This is a genomic window from Acinetobacter sp. YH12096, assembly GCF_013419215.1.
Classification (GTDB): domain Bacteria; phylum Pseudomonadota; class Gammaproteobacteria; order Pseudomonadales; family Moraxellaceae; genus Acinetobacter; species Acinetobacter amyesii.
Window position 1 is genome coordinate 61,609 of the sequence record NZ_VPAM01000012.1, and the last position, 22,004, is coordinate 83,612.

Here is a 22,004-nt window from a genome sequence, read left to right on the forward strand (position 1 = left end):
CTGTTTCCTATTGCGCTGGATAAGCCGAGTCAGTGTTGTGATGCTGGGAATCAATCGCTGATTTCACTTCCACCACATCATCAAACCAATGTCGAACACCATCAATTTCTTGATAGTTTTCATGGCCTTTACCAGCAATCACCACAATATCACCCGCTTGCGCATGGTTGACTGCGAATTTAATCGCTTCACGGCGGTCATGGATTTCATGGACAGTTTTTCCAGTAAAATCAATACCAGCCTTCATATCTGCAAAAATTTGTTCTGGGTTTTCAGTACGTGGATTATCCGAGGTAATCAACGCAACATCTGCATGGTTTAATGCCGCTTGTGTCATCAATGGACGCTTACCACGGTCACGATCACCACCACAGCCAAACACCGCCCATAACTGTTGCGATACATGACGTTTTAAAGTCTGTAACACTTGAACTAAAGCATCTGGTGTATGTGCATAATCCACCACAAACAGGCGTTCATCATCACGAATCACTTGCATACGACCCGGTGCACCTTTTAACTCGGGCGCAGTTGCGATCAAGGCAGATAAGTCAAAACCCGCTTGCTCCGCTGAAATTAAGCTCGCCACAATATTTTCAATATTGAAGTGTCCCAATAATGGACTTTGCACCACAAATTCAGCTTGAGCAGTACGCAATTTAAATTGTGCGCCCGTTAAGCTGTATTGAATATCCGTCACTTGATAATCCGCAGCCTGACGCGTTGAATAAGTCAAAATTTTAGGCTGAGCCGGGTTTTGGCGTGCGGCATTCAGCATCACTTCTGCATGTTCATCATCGAGATTGATGACTGCAACTTTGAGCGATGGAAACTGAAACAAACGTGATTTCGCTTCAGCATAGGCTTCAAGGGTTTTATGATAATCCAAATGGTCACGACTTAAATTGCTATAAGCGGCAATTTCAATTGCACAGCCATTTAATCGACCTTGTTCTAAGCCATGCGAACTTGCCTCAATGGCAGCAAACTCTGCACCTTCAAGTGCATATGCATGCAACGCATTTTGCATATGCAACGCATCTAAAGTGGTGTGAGAAGAGGCTTCTAAATTCGGTAAAATCCCGTTTCCAGTGGTTCCCATCACTGCACATTTTTTGCCTTGCAGCATGAGTAATTCAGCGATTAAACGAGAGATCGTGGTTTTACCATTGGTACCCGTCACTGCCAAAATTAGTGCAGCTTGAACCGGTTGAGTCGCCTGTAAATATTGCTTTTGCCACTGCCCCATCAATTGACGCACATCCGCGATCACGACACTTTGATCCAAACCCAAATCAGTTTCTGAAATGACCGCCAGCGCGCCATTTTCTAACGCTGTACGTGCAAATTGTGCTGTTTTTTCAGGTTGCGAAAACGAAGTCAGGGCAATAAATATTTGCCCTGCTGTAACTTTGCGACTATCCAGATTGAAGCCCTGAAAGGATTGCGACATCCATTCAGCGGGCTGTTCAACGGTGTATAGATCTTGAAACGTAATTTTCATTCATCACCTATTACTGGATCTTAGGAGTGTCTAAAGGTTTATCTAAAGGTACGTTCATTAAACGTAAAGATTCTTGCATTACACGAGCAAAAACGGGTGCAGCCACCAGACCACCGTAATACTGACCTGTTGGGTTTTCCACCACAACAATCATGGCCAAACGTGGATCACTCACTGGTGCAACACCGGCAAAGAGTGCTCGATATTCTGAAGTCGAATAGCCTTTACGGTCTGCACGTAATTTATGTGCTGTACCAGTTTTACCTGCCACGCGATAACCCGGAATATTGGCTTGACGTGCCGTACCACCCGGCAAGGTCACCGCTTCCATCATTAAAAGCACTTGATCAGCAATTTTAGGGTCAACCATCTGCTCACCTTTCGGCTTTTCCTCAAGCTTGTACAAGCTCAGTGGCATTTTGACGCCTTTGTTGGCAATCATGGCATAAGCATCAGCCAGTTGGAGCACTGTAGCGTTCAAACCATAACCATAAGCCATGGTTGCTACTTCTGACACATTCCATTTGCTCTTCGGCAAAATCAGACCAGCACTTTCACCGGGGAATTTCACCGCTGAACGTTGACCAAAGCCAAGACGTTGATAGAAGGTCGGTAATGTTTCATAAGGGAGAGATAAAGCGATTTTTGCCACACCGACGTTAGACGATTTTTGAATAATGCCGCCCAAAGTCAGAGGACCATAGTTATGCGTGTCTCGAATAGTATGATTGCCAACGCGCATAGAACCCGGTGTAGTATTTACCACCGTATTTGCCGTGTATTTACCGCTTTCCAACGCCATTGCCACGGTCATTGGCTTCATGGTTGAACCCGGCTCAAAGGAGTCAATTGCACCACGGTTACGCATGGCATCTTTATTTAAGACACCTTTTTTATCATTTGGGTTGTAAGACGGCCAAGAGGTCATCGCTAAAATTTCACCCGTTTTGACATCGACAGCAATCGCTGTGGCAGAACGTGCATTATTGGCTACCCCGGCTGCAGTCAACTCACGATACATAATGTATTGCAAACGTGAATCAATACTCAGCGTGATATTTTCACCCGACTCAACTTCTTTCACGATCTCAGGGTCTTTAACGCGGTTGCCTTTTTTATCTCGGACAATTTGCTGCGCACCATCTACGCCTGCAAGACGTTCATTCAATTGCATCTCTAAACCTTCGATGCCCATACCCTCACTATTGGTTAAACCAATAATTTGTGAGTTTGGCTGAGGCTGTGGATAGTAGCGCTTATAGTTTTTCTCGGTATATACCCCCTGAAAGTCACGTTTCATGATCAATTCAGCTTGTTGTGGTGGCACTTCTTTCTTTAAAACTAAATAACGTGAACGTGGACGCTCATTCATTTTGCGTCTCAGTTCAGCACGATCCATCCCTACAGCATCAGCGAGTTCATCTAAATTCAGATTTTTATCTGGTAATTGACGTTTTAACTTACGATTGTTTGGATCTTTAGCCAATTCCGCCGTAATTTCTTCAAAGAGTTTTTTATTGTCAAAATAATCACGTGGATCGATCACGATTTTCATGATCGGGGTACTAATCGCTAAAGGCACACCGTGACGGTCATAGATGACACCGCGCATGGCTTTTAAGGTTTCAGTTCTTAAAATTTTAGCATTGGCTTTATTTTGTAAAAAGTCTTTATTAATGATTTGTACATAAAAAGCCCGCCCCACCAATGCAATGAAGCACAGCAAAACCACTGCCCACATCAATTGATAGCGCCACATCTCCACCGAAATGGCTGTACGACCAGTAACAGACTGCTGTTTCTTACGCGGAGTTTGTTTGTTTCTCTTTTCAACCATGTGACCGGCAGCCTATTTTTTCTGTTCTGGAGTTTGTGGCAATGAAATAACAACGGTTTGTGCAATAGGAGGCGAATACATGCGTAATTGGGTAACTGCACGTGTCCCAATTTGGGCTGTTGCACCGAAAGTTTGTTGTTCGATCAGCAAACGTCCCCATTCTGCGTTGAGGTCATCCCTTTCACGCATATAGGTACTCAATTGACGATAATCTTGGCGATATTCAAAGACTTGAAAGACCACCATAATCGCACTCACAAAAACCAAGAGCAATAAAATGCCATATGTAATGATTTTCTTCGACTGCGATTGATCAGAGTTTTTTTCGATTGCTTCGGTTTTCATTCTTTGCCTTTTAAGCTAAACGCTCTGCCACACGAAGCCAAGCACTACGAGATCGCGGATTGGCTTTAACTTCTTCTTCACTTGCTTTAATTCGTGACACTTTTTTTAAGCGGCGGGTATCTTCGCGTTTTTGTGGTAAACCCCAGCCGGTGTCTTCTGCAAGTGTAGATTCTTTTTGAATAAATTGTTTAATTAAACGATCCTCTAAAGAGTGGAAACTGATCACTGCAAGAGTGCCTTCAGGTTTCAGCATATCCACCGCTTGAGGTAAGAAGATATCAATATCGTCGAGTTCTTTGTTAATAGCAATACGAATTGCTTGGAAAGTTCGTGTCGCTGCATGTTTATTTTTTTCCCATTTCGGGTGGGCAACTTTCACGATTTCAGCCAATTGAGCTGTGGTTTCAATATACCCTGCCGCTTTAATCGCTTTGGCAATACGGCGGCTATAACGTTCTTCACCATATTTAAAAATAATATTGGCCAAATCTTCTTCTTCAATATCAACCAACCACTCTGCGGCTGTTGGGCCTTGTGAGTTGTCCATACGCATATCAAGTGGGCCATCTTTCATAAAGCTAAAGCCACGTTCTGCTTGGTCTAGCTGCGGAGATGACACCCCTAAATCCGCCATTATACCGTCGACCAAATCGATACCACGACTACGCAGTTCTTCTTTTAAGTCTGCAAAACTGGCGTGAATAATTTTAAAACGCGCATCTTCTTGTTCTAATTCTGCTGCAACGGCCAATGCTTGTGGGTCTTTATCAAAGGCATAAACACGTGCATTTTCATCTAATTTAGACAGTAATAAACGTGTATGACCGCCACGCCCAAATGTGCCATCTACGAAAATTCCTGTATTGCGATCTGCCAGTAAAGCATCAACAGTTTCATGAAGTAATACAGAAATATGCGACATAAGGGTTCGTTCAACACAGCTAAAAATGTAACTGCACATTATTACCTTGTTTTAGCAAAGCTCCAAACGTCTTTTTGTACAGAAATATTACTTTCCATAGAGAAAACCGTTTTTATTTTTTGCCATCCATTAAAAAACCTCCCGAAGGAGGTCTTTGAACATCTCAAATCATAGATTTCGATGTATTAGCGCTTGTTATTGTAGATCTGATCGAAGATCGCACCATTCACAAAATGTGTTTGTTGAGCTTTTGCCCAACCACCAAACACTTCATCAATGGTAAAGGTTTTTAATGGCGGGAACTGTGATTTATATTTTGCTAAAACTGCTGCATTACGTGGGCGGTAAAAATGACGAGCTGCCATCTCTTGACCTAATGGAGAATAAAGATAATTGATATAGCCTTGAGCTAACCATTTATTACCATTTTTATCGACAGTTTTGTCTACGATTGCCACTGAAGGCTCAGTCAAAATCGACATCGATGGATACACGATATCAAATTTGTTTTTACCCAAAGTTTTTTGCGTAACTAAAGCTTCGTTTTCCCAAGTCAATAACACATCACCAATACCACGTTCTGCAAATGTAGTCATCGATGCACGTGCCGCAGAGTCCATTACTTTTACGTTATGGTACATCTTACCCACGAAATCTTTGGCTTTCGCTTCATTACCACCCGGCTGTTTCAAAGCATAACCCCAAGCTGACAAGTAAACCCAACGTGGAAGACCGCCAGTTTTCGGGTTCGGGGTAATAATTTGTACACCCGGTTTGGTTAAATCAGACCAATCTTTAATATGTTTCGGGTTGCCCTTACGCACCATGAAGACAATCGTTGACGTATATGGTGCTGAGTTATGTGGAAACTCTTTTTGCCAATCCGGTTGAATCTGACCAGATTTCACAATTTCTTCGATGTCATTGGCCAATGCCAAAGTCACGACATCACCTTTTAAACCGTCAACCACAGAACGGGCTTGTTTACCTGAACCACCATGTGATTGTTTAAATGCGACCGTTTTACCCGTACGCTCTTTCCAATATGCACCAAATGACTTATTAAATTCGTCATAAAATTCACGCGTTGCATCATAAGAAACGTTTAAAAATTCACGATCAGCGGCCTGAGCAGACGCTGAGAAAGCAACACCAGTGGCAAGCAACGCAGCACTGAGCCACGCCTTAAATTGAGTTTTCATAACAGCCAGCATAAAGTTATATTCAATACTGCTAAATATATGAAATAAAGTCATAAATCGCAATTGCAGCAAGTTTAGACCCTTTGCTGGATACAGCTAACGCAGCGAATTTAATTGTTTGTTTTTCATATTAAAATACACAAAAACAATCTACTTATTCCCTATATATAGATTTTTATGCATTACATATGCAAAAAACGGATAATCTAAATTATCCGCTTTTACACCACTCAACTTTATTTACAGACTTACTCTTTATTCTTTTCACTATAAATTTGATCGAAAATCGCACCATTCACAAAATGTGTTTTTTGCGCTTTAGCCCAACCGCCAAACACTTTATCAATGGTAAAGGTTTGAACTTTCGGGAATTGAGCAGCGTACTTTGCAGTGGCTTTTACATCGCGAGGGCGGAAGAAATATTTACCTGCCAGCTCTTGGCCTTTAGGTGAATATAGATAGTTCAAATATCCTTTCGCCAAATTTCGATTACCATTTTTATCGACGGTTTTATCTACTACAGCCACCGAAGGCTCGGCTAAAATCGAAATAGACGGATAAACAATGTCATATTTATCTTTGCCTAAGCCCTGAGTCGCTAACAGTGCCTCATTTTCCCAAGACAGTAAGACATCTCCAATGCCACGCTCAGCAAAGGTCGTGAGTGAACCACGTGCGCCTGAATCCAAAACTTTGACATTGCTATAGAGTTTTTTCACCAATTCTTTGGCTTTGGCGTCATTGCCATCCGGCTGTTTTAAAGCATACCCCCAAGCTGACAAATAGATCCAACGCGGTGCCCCACCTGTTTTTGGATTTGGCGTAATAATTTCAACGCCCGGTTTGGTCAGGTCATTCCAATCTTTAATTTTTTTCGGGTTGCCTTTGCGCACCAAAAATACGATGGTTGAGGTATACGGTGCAGAATTATGTGGAAATTGCTTTTGCCAGTTTTTATTGATTTGCCCAGTCGCCACAATTTCATCAATATCATTGGCCAATGCCAAAGTGACAACGTCTGCTTGTAAACCTGTTGCCACTGCACGAGCTTGTTTGCCAGAACCACCATGTGATTGTTTAAAATTAATCTCTTGTCCTGTACGTTTTTTCCAATATTGTCCAAATTCTTGGTTATATTCCTGATAAAACTCACGTGTTGGGTCATAAGAAACATTTAAGAAATCTTTTGCGGCATACACTTGTACCGCCACCCCACCCAATAAAGCGAAAATACCCGATGCTATTATTTTTTTCATCTGCTCAAACTCAAATTGATCTTGAGAGCACTATATAAATCAAAAATAACTTTAACAATCAGCTATCTATAATATAAATTCAAATCTATTTCTGTTTTAAAGATATCTAAAAATAACGTATTTAAAGCTTTAATTCTGCTAATACAGCAACAATCAGAAGCGATCTCCATGCTATCTTCATAGTTGTTTGCTAAAACATCCGAAAATCTGGAGAAAACAGTCTATTTAGGTAATCCTAGTACAGACTTTTTTAGTTTTTTTGTAAAAATTGTGACGTAGTTCTACTTTTTAATTACGAAAGATGGTTAAATCGTAGTCTAAATATTAAAACTATTTTGCAAATAAAAAGTTCCATCACCAAAACTAGGGGGAGATTTGGACATGAAATTTTCATACGCACTATGCCTAGGCTTAAGTTTAAGCGTGACTGCACAGACTGCTTTTTGTGCTGCAACCAGCACCGCATCGAATAACAAACTTACGATGCCTGCTGAACGTACCTCATTGATCGAAAAAGCGATTAATCAGCAAAAATCTGAAGGCAAAGGCCGTACAGACGATAATTTAAAAGTACTTACGTCTATTAAAGCAGCACCAACTCAAAGTTTCTTTGCGTCACAAAACCAAAGTTTTTCTCGTTTTGTTCAAGCCATTTTCTCTGGTAGCAACTCATAACGACATCAGCATATTGATGCTGCCCAAGCTATTATTTTAGACAAGTTCCCCCTCTGCCGTCTAAAAAACACTAAAAACGCCTGATCATTCAATGTTGAATTAAGCATTAAGTGATCAGGCTTTTTCGTTATAATAGATCCCAATTTACATTCTGATTAAAAGCTGATTATGACTGTTCGTACTCGTATCGCACCTTCTCCTACTGGTTTCCCGCATGTTGGGACTGCTTATATTGCATTGTTTAACTTATGTTTTGCGAAGCAACATGGCGGTGAATTTATTCTTCGTATTGAAGATACAGACCAACTTCGCTCTACACCAGAATCTGAAAAAATGATTTTAGATTCATTGCGTTGGTTAGGTTTGAACTGGTCAGAAGGTCCAGATGTGGGTGGTCCTCATGCGCCATACCGCCAATCTGAACGTATGGACATTTATAAACAATATGCGTTGGAACTGGTTGAAAAAGGTCATGCATTCTACTGCTTCGCAACAGCAGAAGAACTCGATCAAATGCGTGCGGAACAACAAGCACGAGGTGAATCACCGCGTTATGACGGTCGTGGCTTAAAACACACTGCAGAAGAAGTGGCACAGCGTTTGGCTGCTGGTGAACCGCATGTCATTCGTATGAAAGTACCTGAAGAAGGGATTTGTAAATTTAACGACTTACTACGTGGTGAAGTCGAAATTCCTTGGGCGCAAGTCGACATGCAAATTCTACTGAAAACCGATGGTTTACCGACGTATCACTTGGCAAACGTGGTTGATGACCATTTAATGGAAATCACTCACGTGATTCGTGGTGAAGAATGGATTCCATCTGCGCCTAAACACCAATTATTGTACAAATATTTTGGTTGGGACATGCCTGTACTTTGCCACATGCCGCTGTTACGTAACCCAGATAAATCAAAACTGTCTAAACGTAAAAACCCAACGTCAATTAACTACTACAAAGACATCGGCGTTTTACCTGAAGCATTATTGAACTACTTAGGCCGTATGGGCTGGTCAATGCCGGATGAAAGTGAAAAATTCACTTTGGCTGAAATGATTGAACACTTTGACATTCAACGTGTATCACTAGGCGGTCCAATCTTTGATGTTGAAAAGCTAAACTGGTTAAATGGTCAATGGATTAAAGGTTTAACACCGGGTCAATTGCTCGATACCCTACTGGCTTGGAAATCAGATCGTAATACCTTGGAAGAAATTGCTGCTGCGATTCAACCACGTATTAATTTATTGTCTGAAGCAGTGAATTGGGCAGGTTTTTATTTCAACCAATTCCCAACACTCAGCAAAGAACAGTTTGAAAGCAAAAAATTGACTGAAGAACAAGTTCGTCAAAGCCTTCAATTTGCCATTTGGCGTCTAGAAAGCATGTTCACTTGGAACAATGACACTGTCAGCCAAACGCTTATGGATTTGGCGAACCAAATGGACATTAAACTTCGTGACTTCATGCCAACCTTCTTTATTGCTATTGCTGGTTCGACATCTTCGACACCGGTTATGCAATCGATGGTAACCATTGGTCCTGATTTAACCTTTGCTCGCTTACGTCATGCGCTTGAAATTGTGGGCGGTCCGAGTAAAAAAGAAACAAAAGCATGGGAAAAACTCAATGAAAGCCTAAAACTGCCGAAAAATGATGCAGTTGATGAAGCTTAATTGATTTTTTAGTTGACGGATGGGCGTTATCCCCCTAATATAGCGCCCATACCGAGAGATGGTGTCAACCAACTCTAAGTTGCCTCAAATTGTCCCTATCGTCTAGAGGCCTAGGACATCGCCCTTTCACGGCGGTAACCGGGGTTCGAATCCCCGTAGGGACGCCATATTCAAGGTGATGCAAATCATCTTATAAAAAACCCAAGCATTATGACTTGGGTTTTTTATTGCCTAAATTTTATCTGATTTAAATTTACGGTATTTTTGCTTTCTGCGTCATTCTGATTAAAATAAACCATAGATTAAAATTATGGAGTTGCAATGCAATACCGTTGCCCAAAATGTCAAAGCCCTAAAATTATGCCCCTTGCGCAAGCAGGCCAGCCTGTTGCTCGTCCTGTCGTGCCTAAAAGCCTGATTATCCTCATCCCTGCGGTATTTATTCTTTTACTGTTGGTGATTATCAGCATCGCAATGTGGATTTTTGGTGACGGTGTAGGTACTACATTACAAACTGCGACTGTTGTTGTATTTATTGCCTGCTTGATTGCTGGCTTCATGTTCTATCGCGACCTGCCAGATTTTAAAATCTCAATGCAAGGTTTTATGCAATCACAGAAAAAATGGAAATGCCGCGAATGTAATCATGAGTGGGAAATCTAAGCAAGCCATTTAAATCACATCAGCATTAGTGCTGATGTGATTCATCATGAGAATGCGCATGATCATCTTGATGATGTTCATGATCAGACTTTTGGGTGTGTTGGTGCACCACACATTCATCTTCTTCGATTTGTAATGTCATCTCTGTGATTCCGTGCTCATGTTGCAACATTTCAATCGCCTCAAAATACAAGGCATTACGATCGGCTTCAGGTGCAAAGAGATGAACCGTCAAATGCACATTCTTTGACGTTATTGCCCAGACCTTTAACTGGTGAATGCTCTCCACCCCTTTGAGTGCCAATAAATCATTGCGTAACTTTTCTATGTCGATTTCTTCAGGCACGCCTTCCAATAAAATATTGATACTTTGTTTGAGTAAAATCCAAGTCCTTGGTAAGACCCAAAAACCAATGAGCACCGCTATAAGGGTATCGACCCACATCCAGCCGGTAAAATAAATAATCGCTGCGCCAATAATCACACCGACCGAACCTAAGGCATCACTTAACACCTCTAGATACGCCCCTTTCACATTCAAGCTTTCTTGTGAACTGGAAAATAAAATACGCATCGAGATTAAGTTAATGATTAGACCGATGACGGCCACAATCATCATGCCCATACTTTGAATTTCCGGCGGCGTTGAAAAGCGCTGATAGGCCTCATACAAAATATAAATCGCAACCACAAATAGCATCAAGGCATTAAACAAGGCTGCCAAAATTTCAAAACGCTGATAGCCAAAGGTACGTTTGTTATCAGCAGGAAGCTTGCCAATTTTGATCGCGACTAATGCTATAGCAAGGGCTGCAGCATCGGTGAACATATGTGCCGCATCTGACAATAGCGCCAAACTTTGCGTCATAAATCCAGCAATGACTTCAATAATCAAAAACGTCGTGGTCAGTGCTAAGGCAAAACTTAATTTTTTGACATTCCCTTCTGTGACAACGGCATGGCTGTGGTCATGCCCATGATGCTCACTCATTATTTTCTGACCTTATAAATTATATGTTCTTCAGTCTTGAGCTTAACAGGTGCAGTAAACGTAATAAAATTACATCATTCAACCTTCAGTATTACGTTTTACCTTCAAACTTTAAAACTGCTTTTTCAGCATCTACTTTCAATTTATTAAAAATAATTTTTCGCGATCTAGATGACTGAAATTACTTATAAATATTTTTTTAATACCTATTCACATATCATGACAAGCATGCTAATTTTCATCTTAAGTGTGATCTGTTTAAAACAATTAAATCATTCATCGCAGCGCACGAATGACTACTGTTAATATTTTTTATTAATCAAGTGGTTATACTTAGCAACAAGGAGTTTAACAATGATGATACAAGCTCTGAAAAAAATTTATGCACTGTTGTCACAACAGATGAATCCAAAGTTGCAAGGAATGCATCTTTCGGTTCCAGAAGCCGAGGGTGATTACGCCCAAGGGACTTATTTTGAAATTCTTGCGGCTCAACACCATCAAGACTTTCTCAGTCACCATACTATGGATTCAGCAGACCAATCCCCTACTGACTATCGCAATGCCATGTGGAATTTTTTAAGTGCCGCATTAAAAGGTCATAAAGATGCCCAATATCGCTTAGGTCTCGGTTATTTACGTGGAGAACTCGGCTTAGACCGTAATTATGAACTTGCAGAGCTTTGGCTCAGTAAAGCTGCTGCACAAGGCCATGAACATGCAGACTACGTCTTACATCATGCCTATGAAGACATAGTTGTATAGTCATTGCATCTCAAGCAATAAAAAACCAGCCCGCAGGCTGGTTTTTTATTTTAAAACTGGAACTTAGTTACCAATTTTGCGGTATTTCTGACGCTTTGCAACAAGGTCATCACCATCACGTTTACGGCGGTATTCTTCAAATTCATGGTAGTTACCCGTGAAGAATTCAGGGGTTTCACCTTCAAATGACAAGATGTGCGTTGCAATACGGTCGAGGAACCAACGGTCATGCGAGATCACCATGACTGTACCCGGGAATACCAGAATTGCATCCTCAAGCGCACGTAAAGTTTCGATATCCAAGTCGTTTGATGGTTCATCTAGCAGGATAACGTTGGCACCCATTTGCAAGATTTTTGCAAGTTGTAAACGGTTACGTTCACCACCTGACAATTGACCTACACGTTTTTGCTGATCTTGACCTTTGAAGTTAAAGCGACCGATATACGCACGAGATGCGATTTCGTATTCACCAATTTTCAAGATGTCTAAACCGCCAGAAACTTCTTCCCAAACAGTTTTGTTGTCATCTAAGGTGTCACGAATCTGACCAACATAAGCCACTTTAACAGACTCACCCAGTGTAACTGTACCTGTATCTGGTTGTTGTTCGCCTGTCATCATACGGAACAATGTGGTTTTACCCGCACCGTTCTCACCCACGATACCCACAATGGCACAAGGTGGTACAACGAATGATAAGTCTTTATAAAGCGTACGATCACCAAACGATTTGCTGATGCCTTCAACTTCTACAACCTTGTTGCCTAGACGTGGACCAGGTGGAATGTAGATTTCAGACGTTTCATTACGCTGTTGGAATTCGCGTGAGTTAAGCTCTTCAAAACGCTCCATACGCGCTTTGTTTTTCTTTTGCTGACCTTTAGCATTTGAACGAACCCATTCAAGCTCTTTTTTCAATGCTTTAGCAAAAGATTCTTCTTGCTTCTGTTCTTGCTCTAGACGCGCGTTCTTTTGCTCTAACCAAGAAGAGTAGTTACCTTGGTAAGGAATACCATGTCCACGGTCAAGCTCAAGAATCCACTCTGCCACGTTATCCAAGAAGTAACGGTCATGGGTAATCGCAACGATGGTGCCTGGGAAGTCTTTCAAGAAACGTTCTAACCAAGAGACTGATGAAGCATCCAAATGGTTCGTCGGTTCGTCTAGAAGCAGCATGTCTGGTTTAGACAATAACAAACGGCAAAGTGCAACACGACGGCGCTCACCACCAGACAACTTAGATACATCTGCATCCCAAGCTGGAAGGTTCAACGCAGCAGCAGCCTGATCCATTTGGTTCACAATGTTATGTGCATCCCATGAATGGATAATTGCTTCTAACTTCTCTTGTTCTTTTGCAAGTGCATCAAAGTCAGCATCTTCTGCTGCATATTCTGCAAATACTTCATCAAGACGCGCCAAAGCATCCAACGGTTCACGTAAACCGTCTTCAACGTTACCACGAACGTCTTTGCTTTCATCCAATGGCGGCTCTTGTTCAAGGTAACCAATTTTGATACCTGGCTGCGCACGTGCTTCACCTGAGAAATCTTTATCTACGCCCGCCATAATACGAAGCAAGGTAGATTTACCTGCACCGTTTAGACCAAGCACACCAATTTTTGCGCCTGGGAAAAATGATAAAGAGATGTCTTTCAGGATTTCGCGCTTAGGCGGAACCATCTTCGACACACGGTTCATCGTGTAAATATATTGGGCCACTTAGGACTCCTCAATAGTCAAAACATATACGGAACAACACAAAGTTGCCCCTGCTCAATTGAGCGAAAAAATAATCGGCTATTATACGCATAAAGTCGTGAAAAAATAAGGTTTCGCACACGGCTTCAATGCATTGTTACAAGTTTAATGGCGAACAAAATTTAAACATGCGGTTTTAGGCATGATTTCGCTCATCTTTAGCTGAAATTTTTTCAACAATATGAATAATTATGATATTAATTTTAGAAATAAAGCACTTTTATTCATATGTATAAATGATAGACTGTTTAAAAAACTAGCTCACTTAGATGAAGTAATCATGACCTATAAAGACGAAACTTTAGCAATTCACGCGGGGTATACACCGGAGCCAACCACCAAAGCGGTTGCCGTTCCAATTTATCAAACCACCTCATATTCCTTTGATAACACGCAGCATGGTGCTGATTTATTTGACTTAAAAGTTCAGGGGAATATTTATACCCGCATTATGAATCCAACCACGGCAGTCCTTGAACAGCGTGTTGCAGCGCTCGAAGGCGGTATCGGTGCATTGGCTTTAGCCTCTGGTATGGCTGCCATTACATATGCGATTCAAACCATTGCTGAAGCAGGCGACAATATCGCTTCCGTTTCGACCCTATATGGCGGCACATATAATCTGTTTGCCCACACCCTGCCGAAACAAGGCATAGAAGTTCGCTTCTTTGATTATCAAAACCCCGAAGCGCTGCGCAGCCTCATCGATGACAAAACCAAGTTGGTCTTTGTCGAATCTATTGGTAACCCATTGGGCAATATTATTGACCTCGAAGCAATTTCGAAAATTGCGCATGAATTTGGCATACCTGTAGTAGTAGACAATACCGTTGCTACTCCTGTCCTGCAAAAATCATTTGAATTTGGTGCCGACATTGTGGTGCATTCATTGACCAAATATATTGGCGGTCATGGTAATTCGATCGGCGGCATCATCGTCGATAGCGGCAAGTTTCCTTGGGGCAAATACCCTGAACGTTTTAAATCACTCAACACCCCTGATCCAAGCTACCACGGGGTGAATTATGTCGAAGCTTTAGGTGAAGCAGCCTACATTGCCCGTGCGCGTGTAGTACCACTGCGTAATACGGGCGCTGCGATCAGCCCGCACAATGTGTTTTTGATTTTACAAGGTTTGGAAACCTTAAGCCTGCGCATGGAACGCCATACTGAAAATGCGCAAAAAGTGGCTGAATATTTACAGGCGCATCCAAAAGTAAAATGGGTCAACTACGCTGGCCTAAAAGACCACCCGCAGCATGCTTTGGCGCAAAAATATGTCAAAGGCAAACCGTCTGCGATTCTTTCCTTTGGGGTTCAAGACGGCCTTGCAGGCGGCACGCGTTTCATTGATGCCTTGCAGCTGTTTACCCGCCTTGTGAATATTGGTGATGCCAAAAGTTTAGCCTGCCATCCCGCGACCACGACACATCGTCAGCTCAATGAAGATGAACTAAAAGCAGCAGGTGTCAGCATTGATATGGTTCGTTTATCGATTGGGATCGAGCATGCAGATGACTTGATTACCGACTTAGAGCAAGCCTTAGCTGCTGTTTAAACCACAATTGCACAATCCACAGGCCTTATTTTTAAGGCCTGTTTTTATTTCCATTTCATTTAAATAACCTTCCCCACATAATCCGCCTTCCAATTTTGCGCATCTATGGCCCTGCTTCTATATTTATTTACAATTTTATTTATCTTGAAAATCGACTTTTTACATTGCAACGATGTTGCTAAAAGCACTTCTCATTCACATATTTATGTGTTAAAAATTGAGTAAATAGGGATTTTAATTTAGAGTAAAAACTCTAAATATTATTTTATTATCAATTACTTATCATATGGCTTTTTTTGAATAAAACGCTATCATACCGCTGACTTAAAACAGCCCTGCACATAGCGTTGTCGGGCCGATAAATGAATACAATAAAACTGATTTAACAGGGAACCTCATCGTGAATTCAAGACTTGAGAAACGTTTCGTTGACCGTGTCAACGGTAAGACCATTTTAATCACCGGTGCATCAAGTGGTATCGGTTTAACCACAGCGCATCGCCTTGCCAACGCAGGCGCACATGTTCTACTGGTTGCACGTACCAAAGAAACTCTTGATGCCGTAAAAGCTGAAATTGAAGCCACTGGCGGTAAAGCCGATGTTTTCCCATGTGACCTCAATGATATGGACTCCATTGATGCTGTGGCACAACAAATCCTCGCTTCCGTCGATCATATTGATATCTTAATTAATAACGCTGGCCGTTCTATTCGCCGTGCCGTGCATGAATCAACTGATCGTTTCCATGATTTTGAACGTACTATGCAGTTGAACTATTTTGGCGCGGTACGTTTGGTGATGAATTTACTGCCGAAAATGATGATTCGCCGTGAAGGTCATATCATCAACATCAGTTCGATTGGTGTATTGGCCAATGCAACGCGCTTCTCTGCGTATGTTGCATCTAAAGCCGCATTAGATGCTTTCAGCCGTTGCCTAAGTGCTGAAGTTCACTCGCATAATATTGCCATCACGTCGGTCTACATGCCATTGGTGCGCACGCCAATGATCGCCCCAACCAAAATTTATAAATACGTACCAACGCTTTCTCCAGAACAAGCAACTGACCTGATTGCCTATGCCATCGTGAAACGTCCGAAGAAAGTGGCGACCAATTTGGGCCGTTTGGCTTCGATCACCTACTCCATTGCTCCTGACATTAATAACAAACTCATGTCGATTGGTTATAACCTATTCCCAAGCTCTTCAGCGTCTATTGGTAAGCAAGAAAAACTCAATTGGGTACAAAAAGCATATGCTCGCCTATTCCCTGGTGAACACTGGTAAGACCTGACTCACCCTTTAAAAAGCCCTTTTAAGGGCTTTTTTTATTGGGTTTTATGCGGCAACTTTGCTACATTGGGCTGAGATAAAATCAACTTTTATAACAATGAAAACTCAAAATATTGCCATCATCGGTGCAGGTACTGCAGGATTGGCTGCTGCAGCAATGCTTGCTAATCAAGGCCATCAAATCTGCTTATATGAAAATGTCTCACAACTTGAACCTGTGGGCGCAGGATTATTATTACAACCCGCCGGGCTGGCGGTTTTCGAACATTTAGGCATTTTGGAACATGCCTTAAGCCTAGGTGCTGTGGTAACCGGTCTTGAAGGTCAACTGGCTGGCGGCGACTTGCTGATAAACAGTCAATATCGACAAGCCGATGAACGTTCATATGGACTCGGCATTCACCGTGCCACACTCTGTCATGCCCTTGCATCCAAAGTCCGTGAATATCCTCAACACGTTGAGTGGTGCATGGCGCATGAGGTACATGAACTTCAAGAATCCAGTGACGGTATAAACGTGATTGGACAATCCGCAGATCAATCCTTTCAACGTCAGTTTGATCTCGTGCTGATCGCCAATGGCGCACGCAGCCATTTACGCCCTAAAGCATGGGAAAAGCTCAACCAAGCCTATCCTTGGGGCGCAAAGTGGATCATCGTGCCTGAATGCGAAGTGCTGAATCCACAGATCTTGCATCAGTTCTATGACCGCTCCAATATCATGATGGGTGTGATGCCTACGGGAGCAATTCCAACGCAGCCTGAACAGCGCCTTTCGAGCATTTTCTGGAGTCTACCTACAGCAGATTTAGAAGGATTCTTAAAAACCAAGAGCGCACAGCAGCAATGGCTGTTTGAAGTTTCGAAACGCTGGCCGAATGTTGCAGAATGGTTAGCGCATGTGATTCCACATCCAGATGATCCGCAGCAATGGCTGTCTGCCAACTATCGTGATGTGGTGCTGAGCAAACTCGGTGAAGGTCGTATCGGTATCTTAGGAGATGCGGCTCATGCCATGAGTCCACAACTTGGACAAGGTGCCAATATGGCGCTGCTCGATGCATGGGCCATCAGTCATGCCCTGCTCCAATATCAACAGGATTCCTCACTGCAAAACCTCTGGCAGGAGTATCATCAGCTACGGTTGTCCTCCGTGCGATTTTACCAATTTTTTAGTCGCTTGCTGACTCCTTTTTATCAATCACATCATCGCTGGACAGCACCGCTCCGTGATTTTTCATTTCGTGCTATGTATCAGCTGCCGTTTTTCCGCAAAGAAATGGCGATTACGATTTCCGGCTTAAAAACGGGTGCATTTGGGCAAATGAATTATGCTGACATTGCCCGAAAGCCTGCAGATGATTCTGCGGCTGAACTGCGCAATTTAAAATTTGATTAAGAATTAACTCCCCATCATTCTCTTGATGGCTTACACTATAGTGCTGCTCAAATGCTGCGGCATTTATTTTTTGATTTTTGAATTGGTGAAATCCTCATGAACAACCTGCAATGGCTCGATGAAGTAAAATTTAACGAACAAGGCTTAGTGCCTGCTATTGCACAGCATCATCAAAGCGGGCGCGTATTGATGGTGGCATGGATGAACCGTGAAGCGTTGGCGCAAACTGCAGAAAAAAATCAAGCGGTGTACTTTTCACGTTCACGCAATAAGCTATGGCATAAAGGTGAAGAATCTGGCCATTTCCAAACCGTACATGAAATCCGTTTGGACTGTGATGCTGACGTGATTGTGCTACAAATTGAACAGCATGGCGGCATTGCCTGCCATACCGGCCGTGAGTCATGCTTCTACCGCAAGCTTACTGCCAATGGCTGGGAAATTGTCGATGCGCAATTGAAAGATCCTGCTGCAATTTATGGTGTAAAATCAGCAAATCCGCATACCCTTGCGATGAATGCATCGAATGCGCAATCTGAGCAAGTCGAAGTACTCGACTACTTAGGTAAAATGATGGCTGAACGCAAACAAGCTGATCCTGAGTCCTCTTATGTGGCGAAGCTTTACCATAAAGGCCTCAACAAAATTTTAGAAAAAATCGGTGAAGAAAGCGTTGAAACCATCATTGCCGCTAAAGATTTTAAAATCGAAGCCAATGAAGACAACAAAAACGATTTGATTTACGAAGTGGCAGATCTTTGGTTCCATACCATTGTAATGCTAGGTTATTTCGATATTGATCCTCAATTGGTACTCAACGAACTCGCTCGTCGTCAAGGCCTTTCGGGTTTGGTTGAAAAAGCCAACCGTCAGCACTAAAAGTCTCAACCGTGCCAGATCTTAAAAAACCGACCGCGACCTATGAGCAGGCCACTGCCATAGATAACGCACGTCTTGGCAAATCATTTAAAGTGATTGCCTATGCTGGCACAGGTAAAACCACTACACTCCAAATGATCAGTGATGCCATGCCTCAGCGGCGTGGCATGTACTTGGCATTTAACAAAGCCATTGCCACCGAAGCACAGAATCGTTTTCATCAAAATGTCGACTGTCGAACCTTTCACTCATTGGCCTATCGTAGTGTTCCACGTGGAGTGACTGACAAACTGCGTCTACCACGTTTAAGTCCGAGTTTTATTGCCAAAGAATATCGACTAGAACCGATCACCCTACGCCGTATGATGGGCGGTCGTTATGAAAAATATGTACTCATGCCTTCGCGCTTGGCGAGTCTGGTAGCAAACGCTGTCAGTTATTTCTGTTCGACCAGTTCACAGTACCCTGCCCCACGACATCTACAAGCGCCGAGTTGGTTGCATCCTGACGATATCGAAAGCTTACAAAAGCATTTATATCCTGCGATTGAACGTCGTTGGTTAGAGTCGATTGATCCGAACCATGCAGCAGGGATTGGGCACGATATTTATTTAAAACTTTGGGCTTTGTCTGAACCAAATATTCCTGCGGATTATGTGCTGTTCGATGAAGCTCAAGATGCTGACCCACTAATGCTGGGGATTTTACTGAAACAGCGGAATACCCAAGTCATCTATGTTGGCGATGCGCATCAACAAATTTATGCATGGCGTGGCGCAGTCAATGCCATGCAGCAACTCCCATTACCTGAATCACGTTTAACCACGTCGTTCCGTTTTGGTGAAGAAATTGCCTTGAACGCCAATGCTCTGCTGGGCGCATTGAATGAAACCGTACCGTTATTGGGTAATCCACAACTCAACTCTAAAGTGGTTAATAAGCCTCATACCAAGATGCGGGATGCCATTTTATGTCGTACCAATGCACGCGCGATGGAACTGTTATTGGCGGGTTTGGTCAAAGGTGAAAAAGTTAGCCTGCAAGCAGATCATGCGCGACTCAATCGTTTTGTCGATGCTGCAGCCATGCTCAAACAAGGCAAACGCGTGGTCGATGTCCCAGAGCTTGCATGGTTTAACTCATGGCATGATGTACATGAATATTGTGAAACCAATGACGGCAGCGATATTAAACCGCTGGTGAAGTTGGTCGATGATCACGGCACTGACCCGCTGAAAAAGGCGCTGGCGAAAATCACCCCGATTGATCAAGCCGACTACATCATCTCGACAGCCCATAAAGCCAAAGGTTTAGAATGGGATCGGGTACATATAGAAGATGACTACCAATTTAAACTCAACGATAAAGATTATAAAATTAGTGACGAAGAGTTACGGTTACTTTACGTGGCTTGCACACGTGCTAAAGTAAGTTTAAATATCCATCATATTTATGACTTGATGCAGCATTTAAAGCGTCAAATGCCCAAATCTTTGGCACAGGCGGTCAGCTAGTATGATGACAAAGGTGAATAAACAATAAATCAGTAAAAGGTGCACCATGAAAATACAATCGATTCAACTCAAGCACACCCTTCATTTTACTGATATCACCCTCAATTTTAATTATCACGATCTACCGATTACCTTAATTTTGGGTGATCAAAGCTCCGGAAAAACCTCCCTACTGCGCTTTAGTTATCAGGCCCTCACTTGGTTTGCTGCACGCTATAAAGATTTGCGTACTGCAGGCGTGGTGATGCTCGATCAAGACATCATGTTAAATCGCTTACAGTCGAAACTTGATATTCAGGTCAGTTTTCCCGAAGACATTGGCGCATTTCAGCTCTCAAGTGATCAACAAGACCAAGACCCGCAATGTTGTTCATGGCAATTGTATAAAACTTTAAACAGTCAAGGTGTCGGCCTCAGTAAGGCCGAAACACAGCAATTAGAATCCATGGTTGCACTATATCAAAAAGCCCTCAAAGCTGATCCGTTACAAGGGTTGCCACTCATTGCCTATTACCCTGCTGAACGCTTCGTCAACGACGTAAATATTCTCAATAAAAACAATCCTGCTATTTTTCAGCCTTCACATGCCTATGAAATCTCGGCCATTCCCTTTACCACGTTTATTCGTTTTTTTGAGTGGTTTCGTGAAATATCCGACATCGAAAATGCACAAAGTGCCGAATTAATTCAAAATTTATTACATCCTAAAACCCAAGCCGATACATCCAACGCATCAGACACGCCAATTTTTGGGCAAAAACTAGCACAAGCTCAGGCCGATCTATACGCGCCGTCACTCAGATCATTAAAACAAGCTTTAGAGACCGTATTGCCCGATGTGACCAATATTTATCTGCAATATCATCCTAAATTACAATTAATGGTCTGCTACCAAGGCAAAGACATGTTGTTTCAACAGTTGTCGAATAGTGTGCGCAACCTTGTGGCCTTAATTGGTGATATTGTGCGTCGCCTTTGTCTACTCAATCCTCACAGCTTGTATCCGTGCCAAGAAGGTGACGGTATTTTATTGATCGACGCCATAGATCACCAACTCGATCAAAACATGACCCAAGTGATTTTGACCCGTTTAAATCAAGCATTTCCACGACTCCAAATCATTGCCAGCGGCAACCGTCCTGAACTGCTGGAACAGGCTTCTCGTTTTCAGTGCTTACAATTACAGAATAAAAAGCTCAGTGAGATTCAGCCTGAAAAATTACAAGAAACCTATGATCAGATTTATCAACAGTTGCAACTCGGTTCAAAGCCATTGCTTCCGCCCAAAACTGAAGACACTGAATTAAATGAGCCGCTGAACAGCCCAGACACCATCCAGCACATGTTGCAGTTAATCCAGACGCAACTGACCGAGCAACAGCAACACCAATTGGTTAGGGCTTTATCACAGCGGGGTGATCAGGACGTTACGATCCAACCGCTGAGTTAAAAATACAGCGGCTGATTGGCTGAGCGTAATCCATAGCCTCGATGTTTAAATATTCAGCAACAAGGCCGCGATAAATGTCGAGTCAGTTGCGTCAGGCGTATAATGTGTAAGTGGTTCATAAAAAAGATTGATGTTGTTTTACGCATGTAATATGATCGGTTTTATTTGCAATTTTCATAGTAACATCGGAAATTGCTATCGCTTCACGAGTTGCGCAACACAGCTTGTTTTTAATTTTTTTGACACACATGGCTTTCAAGATTGAATTTTTGGACTGCTCTTTGCTGTCCTGTAATCCTTGAAAGATGA

Annotated in this window: 18 protein-coding genes and 1 tRNA gene; 11 read left to right on the forward strand and 8 right to left on the reverse strand. The window is 42.4% G+C overall.

What is annotated here, in order from left to right:
- Positions 1-7: 7 nt before the first annotated feature.
- The 6 genes from FTU36_RS07230 to FTU36_RS07255 form a co-directional block, all read right to left on the reverse strand.
- The gene (locus FTU36_RS07230; protein ID WP_180117253.1) at positions 8-1,504 is read right to left on the reverse strand and encodes a UDP-N-acetylmuramoyl-L-alanyl-D-glutamate--2,6-diaminopimelate ligase; all 1,497 of its coding nucleotides are present in this window, start codon (positions 1,502-1,504) and stop codon (positions 8-10) included.
- A gap of 10 nt (positions 1,505-1,514) precedes the next feature.
- Entirely contained in the window at positions 1,515-3,341 is a 1,827-nt protein-coding gene (gene ftsI, locus FTU36_RS07235; protein ID WP_180117255.1) for a penicillin-binding protein PBP3, read from the reverse strand.
- Positions 3,342-3,353: 12 nt separating this feature from the next.
- On the reverse strand, positions 3,354-3,686 hold the full coding sequence (gene ftsL, locus FTU36_RS07240; protein WP_078189390.1) for a cell division protein FtsL: 333 nt from the start codon (positions 3,684-3,686) through the stop codon (positions 3,354-3,356).
- A gap of 10 nt (positions 3,687-3,696) precedes the next feature.
- A complete protein-coding gene (gene rsmH / locus FTU36_RS07245; RefSeq protein WP_180008673.1) occupies positions 3,697-4,608 on the reverse strand; it encodes a 16S rRNA (cytosine(1402)-N(4))-methyltransferase RsmH in 912 nt (303 codons plus the stop codon).
- 185 nt (positions 4,609-4,793) lie between these two features.
- Positions 4,794-5,810, reverse strand: coding sequence for a sulfate ABC transporter substrate-binding protein (locus FTU36_RS07250; protein ID WP_180117257.1), 1,017 nt, complete (start codon positions 5,808-5,810; stop codon positions 4,794-4,796).
- A gap of 248 nt (positions 5,811-6,058) precedes the next feature.
- Positions 6,059-7,066 (reverse strand): sulfate ABC transporter substrate-binding protein, encoded by a 1,008-nt coding sequence (locus tag FTU36_RS07255; protein ID WP_180117259.1) that lies wholly within the window; start codon positions 7,064-7,066, stop codon positions 6,059-6,061.
- A 381-nt stretch (positions 7,067-7,447) separates the two neighbouring features.
- On the opposite strand from FTU36_RS07255, the gene FTU36_RS07260 reads away from it, so the two are divergent.
- The 4 genes from FTU36_RS07260 to FTU36_RS07275 all read left to right on the forward strand — a co-directional run bounded on the left by FTU36_RS07260 (position 7,448) and on the right by FTU36_RS07275 (position 10,081).
- Complete coding sequence (locus FTU36_RS07260) at positions 7,448-7,741, forward strand: hypothetical protein (protein ID WP_180073463.1); 294 nt, start codon at positions 7,448-7,450, stop codon at positions 7,739-7,741.
- Positions 7,742-7,909: 168 nt separating this feature from the next.
- Positions 7,910-9,418 carry a glutamate--tRNA ligase gene (gene gltX, locus FTU36_RS07265; RefSeq protein WP_168378189.1) on the forward strand — a complete coding sequence of 503 codons (1,509 nt, stop codon included), beginning with the start codon at positions 7,910-7,912 and terminating at the stop codon, positions 9,416-9,418.
- 91 nt (positions 9,419-9,509) lie between these two features.
- Positions 9,510-9,585 (forward strand) — tRNA-Glu (locus FTU36_RS07270).
- 154 nt (positions 9,586-9,739) lie between these two features.
- Positions 9,740-10,081, forward strand: a complete 342-nt coding sequence (locus FTU36_RS07275) for a hypothetical protein (protein ID WP_180004801.1) — start codon at positions 9,740-9,742, stop codon at positions 10,079-10,081.
- A gap of 25 nt (positions 10,082-10,106) precedes the next feature.
- Here FTU36_RS07275 and FTU36_RS07280 read toward each other — a convergent pair whose 3' ends face one another.
- Positions 10,107-11,072 carry a cation diffusion facilitator family transporter gene (locus tag FTU36_RS07280; RefSeq protein WP_180117261.1) on the reverse strand — a complete coding sequence of 322 codons (966 nt, stop codon included), beginning with the start codon at positions 11,070-11,072 and terminating at the stop codon, positions 10,107-10,109.
- A 354-nt stretch (positions 11,073-11,426) separates the two neighbouring features.
- Between FTU36_RS07280 and FTU36_RS07285 the strand changes: the two genes are divergently transcribed.
- The gene (locus FTU36_RS07285; protein WP_078189397.1) at positions 11,427-11,837 is read left to right on the forward strand and encodes an SEL1-like repeat protein; all 411 of its coding nucleotides are present in this window, start codon (positions 11,427-11,429) and stop codon (positions 11,835-11,837) included.
- A gap of 63 nt (positions 11,838-11,900) precedes the next feature.
- Here FTU36_RS07285 and ettA read toward each other — a convergent pair whose 3' ends face one another.
- Positions 11,901-13,562, reverse strand: a complete 1,662-nt coding sequence (ettA, locus tag FTU36_RS07290) for an energy-dependent translational throttle protein EttA (protein WP_180117268.1) — start codon at positions 13,560-13,562, stop codon at positions 11,901-11,903.
- 319 nt (positions 13,563-13,881) lie between these two features.
- On the opposite strand from ettA, the gene FTU36_RS07295 reads away from it, so the two are divergent.
- The 6 genes from FTU36_RS07295 (at position 13,882) to FTU36_RS07320 (ending at position 21,695) form a co-directional block, all read left to right on the forward strand.
- A complete protein-coding gene (locus FTU36_RS07295; protein ID WP_180117270.1) occupies positions 13,882-15,159 on the forward strand; it encodes an O-acetylhomoserine aminocarboxypropyltransferase/cysteine synthase family protein in 1,278 nt (425 codons plus the stop codon).
- 400 nt (positions 15,160-15,559) lie between these two features.
- Positions 15,560-16,447 (forward strand): SDR family NAD(P)-dependent oxidoreductase, encoded by an 888-nt coding sequence (locus tag FTU36_RS07300; RefSeq protein ID WP_078189400.1) that lies wholly within the window; start codon positions 15,560-15,562, stop codon positions 16,445-16,447.
- Positions 16,448-16,550: 103 nt separating this feature from the next.
- On the forward strand, positions 16,551-17,852 hold the full coding sequence (locus FTU36_RS07305; protein WP_180111769.1) for an NAD(P)/FAD-dependent oxidoreductase: 1,302 nt from the start codon (positions 16,551-16,553) through the stop codon (positions 17,850-17,852).
- Between the two features lie 96 nt (positions 17,853-17,948).
- On the forward strand, positions 17,949-18,731 hold the full coding sequence (gene hisIE / locus FTU36_RS07310; RefSeq protein ID WP_180026546.1) for a bifunctional phosphoribosyl-AMP cyclohydrolase/phosphoribosyl-ATP diphosphatase HisIE: 783 nt from the start codon (positions 17,949-17,951) through the stop codon (positions 18,729-18,731).
- 11 nt (positions 18,732-18,742) lie between these two features.
- Complete coding sequence (locus FTU36_RS07315; RefSeq protein WP_111884125.1) at positions 18,743-20,245, forward strand: UvrD-helicase domain-containing protein; 1,503 nt, start codon at positions 18,743-18,745, stop codon at positions 20,243-20,245.
- 46 nt (positions 20,246-20,291) lie between these two features.
- Positions 20,292-21,695 carry an ATP-binding protein gene (locus tag FTU36_RS07320; RefSeq protein WP_180117272.1) on the forward strand — a complete coding sequence of 468 codons (1,404 nt, stop codon included), beginning with the start codon at positions 20,292-20,294 and terminating at the stop codon, positions 21,693-21,695.
- Positions 21,696-22,004 lie beyond the last annotated feature (309 nt).

Bases quoted from the DNA above. Each gene is read 5' to 3' on its own strand.
- FTU36_RS07230 (WP_180117253.1), bottom strand. From the start codon at position 1,504: ATGAAAATTACGTTTCAAGATCTATACACCGTTGAACAGCCCGCTGAA.
- ftsI (WP_180117255.1), bottom strand. From the start codon at position 3,341: ATGGTTGAAAAGAGAAACAAACAAACTCCGCGTAAGAAACAGCAGTCT.
- ftsL (WP_078189390.1), bottom strand. From the start codon at position 3,686: ATGAAAACCGAAGCAATCGAAAAAAACTCTGATCAATCGCAGTCGAAG.
- rsmH (WP_180008673.1), bottom strand. From the start codon at position 4,608: ATGTCGCATATTTCTGTATTACTTCATGAAACTGTTGATGCTTTACTG.
- FTU36_RS07250 (WP_180117257.1), bottom strand. From the start codon at position 5,810: ATGAAAACTCAATTTAAGGCGTGGCTCAGTGCTGCGTTGCTTGCCACT.
- FTU36_RS07255 (WP_180117259.1), bottom strand. From the start codon at position 7,066: ATGAAAAAAATAATAGCATCGGGTATTTTCGCTTTATTGGGTGGGGTG.
- FTU36_RS07260 (WP_180073463.1), top strand. From the start codon at position 7,448: ATGAAATTTTCATACGCACTATGCCTAGGCTTAAGTTTAAGCGTGACT.
- gltX (WP_168378189.1), top strand. From the start codon at position 7,910: ATGACTGTTCGTACTCGTATCGCACCTTCTCCTACTGGTTTCCCGCAT.
- FTU36_RS07275 (WP_180004801.1), top strand. From the start codon at position 9,740: ATGCAATACCGTTGCCCAAAATGTCAAAGCCCTAAAATTATGCCCCTT.
- FTU36_RS07280 (WP_180117261.1), bottom strand. From the start codon at position 11,072: ATGAGTGAGCATCATGGGCATGACCACAGCCATGCCGTTGTCACAGAA.
- FTU36_RS07285 (WP_078189397.1), top strand. From the start codon at position 11,427: ATGATGATACAAGCTCTGAAAAAAATTTATGCACTGTTGTCACAACAG.
- FTU36_RS07295 (WP_180117270.1), top strand. From the start codon at position 13,882: ATGACCTATAAAGACGAAACTTTAGCAATTCACGCGGGGTATACACCG.
- FTU36_RS07305 (WP_180111769.1), top strand. From the start codon at position 16,551: ATGAAAACTCAAAATATTGCCATCATCGGTGCAGGTACTGCAGGATTG.
- hisIE (WP_180026546.1), top strand. From the start codon at position 17,949: ATGAACAACCTGCAATGGCTCGATGAAGTAAAATTTAACGAACAAGGC.
- FTU36_RS07320 (WP_180117272.1), top strand. From the start codon at position 20,292: ATGAAAATACAATCGATTCAACTCAAGCACACCCTTCATTTTACTGAT.